At 69.2% G+C, this 2,987-nt stretch carries 3 protein-coding genes; 1 reads left to right on the forward strand and 2 read right to left on the reverse strand.

All coding sequences use genetic code 11. The annotated features are described in order from the left end of the window. Positions 1-172 precede the first annotated feature (172 nt). Both msrB and AC1DXV_RS33250 read right to left on the reverse strand, forming a co-directional pair. Positions 173-610, reverse strand: a complete 438-nt coding sequence (gene msrB, locus AC1DXV_RS33245; protein WP_477937801.1) for a peptide-methionine (R)-S-oxide reductase MsrB — start codon at positions 608-610, stop codon at positions 173-175. Next, positions 607-2,076, reverse strand: a complete 1,470-nt coding sequence (locus tag AC1DXV_RS33250; RefSeq protein ID WP_477869679.1) for a protein adenylyltransferase SelO — start codon at positions 2,074-2,076, stop codon at positions 607-609. Before AC1DXV_RS33250 ends, msrB begins: the two co-directional genes overlap by 4 nt. A 185-nt stretch (positions 2,077-2,261) precedes the next feature. Between AC1DXV_RS33250 and AC1DXV_RS33255 the strand changes: the two genes are divergently transcribed. Beyond that, positions 2,262-2,987: AMP-binding protein (locus AC1DXV_RS33255; RefSeq protein ID WP_477937803.1), on the forward strand; the 726-nt coding region annotated here is incomplete at its 3' end.

The following is a 2,987-nucleotide window of genomic DNA, read 5'->3' on the forward strand; positions in this document are numbered from 1 at the left end:
GGCCGACGCTGCCGCCCGAGACCAGGAAGCCGAAATGCTCGCTCGCGAAGGCCGCCGCGGCGTCCTTGTTGGCATCGGCGAACTTGAAGGTGCCGAAGAACAGCAGCAGCGGGAGGAAATCGAGCAGCAGGGTCATCAGGGAGCGTCGACGGGGACGAAGTGGCGGCCGGAGTTACGGCTTGGGGGCGAAGTCTATCGCCGCGGAATTGATGCAGAAGCGCTCGCCGGTCGGCTCCGGGCCGTCTTCGAAGACGTGGCCCAGGTGCGAGCCGCAGTTGTTGCAGCGCACCTCGACGCGCACCATGCCGTGGCTGCGGTCGACCACGCGCTCGATCACCTCGCTGTTGATCGGCTCCCAGTAGCTCGGCCAGCCGCAGCCGGCGTCGAACTTGGTGTCGGATGCGAACAGCGGCGTGCCGCAGCCGACGCAGTCGTAGCGGCCGGCCTTGAAGTGATCCCAGTACTTGCCGCTGAAGGCGCGCTCGGTGGCGGCGTGGCGCGCCACCTCGTACTGCATCGGGCTCAGCTGGGCGCGCCATTCGGCGTCGGTCTTCGCGACGCCGTAGGGGCTGCCGTCGTCGGGGCGGTGGTCGTGGTCGTTCGAACTCATGATGAACAGGACACCTCGATGTGTTGCGCCCAGTCGGGCGGAAAATCGGCATACGCCGCGTGCTCGGGCTGTTCGTCGAAGGGCGCGGACAGAACTTTCAGCAGCCGCTGCACCTCGCCGAAATCCCCACCCCGTGCCGCGCGGATCGCGGTATCGGCCAGGTGGTTGCGAAGCACGTACTTGGGGTTCACCCGGTTCATCCGCAAGGCGCGTTCGGCATCGACGCTGTTTTCGGAGCGCAACCGCGCCGCATAGTTCCGTGCCCAGGCGTCGAAGGCCTCGCGGTCGATGAAGAGGTCGCGCAGGGCCTCGTTGGCCGCGCCGTCGCGGCTGTCGAAGCCGGCCAGCCGGCGGAAGCTGATGCTGAAGTCGGTGCGGTCGGCGGCCATGCGCTGCAGCAGGCCCTCGGCGAGCGCCCGGTCGCCGTCCTGCGCGTCAGACAGGCCGAGCTTGGCGGCCATGCGCGCATCGAGCGTCGTGGCGAACTCGCTCTTGTAGGCCTCCAGCGCCTCGAGCGCGTCGTCCTGCTCGTTGATCAGCGGCAGCAGCGCCTGGGCCAGCGCATGCAGGTTCCAGAACGCGACGTTCGGTTGGCGCGCATAGGCGTAGCGGCCCTGGTGGTCGGAATGGTTGCAGACGTGGCCGGGGTCGAAGGCGTCGAGAAAGCCGTACGGGCCGTAGTCGATCGTGAGGCCCAGGATCGACATGTTGTCGGTGTTCATCACGCCGTGGCAGAAGCCGACGGCCTGCCAGTCGGCCATCAGGCGCGCGGTGCGCCGTGCCACCGCCTCGAGCAGCGCGACGGCCGGTTGCGCCGCGCCGCGGCATTCGGGGTAGGCGATGTCGATCACGAAATCGACCAGCCGGCGCAGTGCGTCGACGTTCGGCTCGGTGTGCGCGAAATGCTCGAAGTGGCCGAAGCGGATGAACGACGGCGCGACGCGCGTGACGACCGCGGCGGTCTCGATCTCCTCGCGCCGCACCGGCAGCGCCGAGCCGGTGATGCTCAGCGCGCGCGTGGTCGGCACGCCCAGCGCATGCATCGCCTCCGATGCCAGGAACTCGCGGATCGACGAGCGCAGCACCGCGCGGCCGTCGCCCATGCGCGAGTAGGGCGTGAGGCCGGCGCCCTTCAGCTGGATCTCCATCGGCCCGGCAGGCGTCTGCAGTTCGCCCAGCCACAGCGCGCGGCCGTCGCCCAGCTGGCCAGCCCAGACGCCGAACTGGTGGCCGCTGTAGACGCTGGCCAGCGGCTGCATCGGCGCCTCGGCGAGGTTGCCGCTGAGGGCGGCGAGCAGTCGCGGGTCGGCGGGCGGCGCTTCGGGCAGGCCGAGCAGGCGGGCGCAATCGGCGCTCCAGGCGACCCAGTGCGGGTCGGGCAGGCCTTGCGGCGGCAGTTCGGTGAAGAAGTCGCTGCCCAGCGCGGCGAAGCGGTTGGGCCAGTCGGCGCCCATCAGCGGCGGCATCGGAACAGAAATAGGCAGGGCGCTCATAGGGCCGAAAGTGTAATGACCGGGGCGAATCGAGCCGGCGGGGTGGGTAAGCCCTGGATTCGGCCGCGTGTGGGGGGCGGGTAAACAGCCAGCCGGCCCGCGCTCGACCCTTCCTATCATTTCCCGCACCGAAAAACGTTTTCATGCGGGAGAAGTCCATGTCACGCCTGATGGGCCAGATGATGCAGATGCCCTTGCTGATCTCCTCGCTGGCCGTGCATGCCGCGCGGCATGCGGCGGACACCGAGATCGTCTCGAAGCGCTGCGAGGGCGACATCCACCGCACCACCTGGAAGGACCTGGAGCTGCGCTCGCGCAAGCTGGCCCAGGCGCTGGCGCGGCTGGGTTGCGAGGCCGGCGACCGCGTCGCGACGCTGGCCTGGAACGGCTACCGGCACGTCGAGATCTACTACGGCAGCTCCGGCTCGGGCCTGGTCTGCCACACCATCAACCCGCGGCTCTTCCCCGAGCAGATCGCGTGGATCGCCAACGATGCGCAGGACAAGGTGCTGTGCTTCGACCTCGGCTTCCTGCCGCTGGTCGAGAAGCTCGCGCCGCAGCTCGCCGGGGTGAAGCACTTCGTGCTGATGACCGACCGCGCGCACATGCCGCCTGGCAGCCCGCTGCCGAACCTGGCCTGCTACGAAGACCTGGTCGAGGCCGAGGACGGCGCCTACGCCTGGCCGCAGTTCGACGAGAACACCGCGTCGAGCATCTGCTACACCTCGGGCACCACCGGCCATCCGAAGGGTGCCGTCTACAGCCACCGCTCGACGCTGCTGCATGCCTTCGCGGCGGCGCTGCCCGATTCGATGGGCTGCTCGGCTGCCGACGTGATCCTGCCGGTCGTGCCGATGTTCCACGTCAACGCCTGGGGCCTGCCG

The sequence above is a fragment of the Rhizobacter sp. P3_C12 genome (genome assembly GCF_056402735.1).

What these genes read in the sequence shown, in the direction of transcription:
- msrB (WP_477937801.1), bottom strand. Translation starts at nt 610, where the DNA reads ATGAGTTCGAACGACCACGACCACCGCCCCGACGACGGCAGCCCCTAC.
- AC1DXV_RS33250 (WP_477869679.1), bottom strand. Translation starts at nt 2,076, where the DNA reads ATGCCGCCGCTGATGGGCGCCGACTGGCCCAACCGCTTCGCCGCGCTG.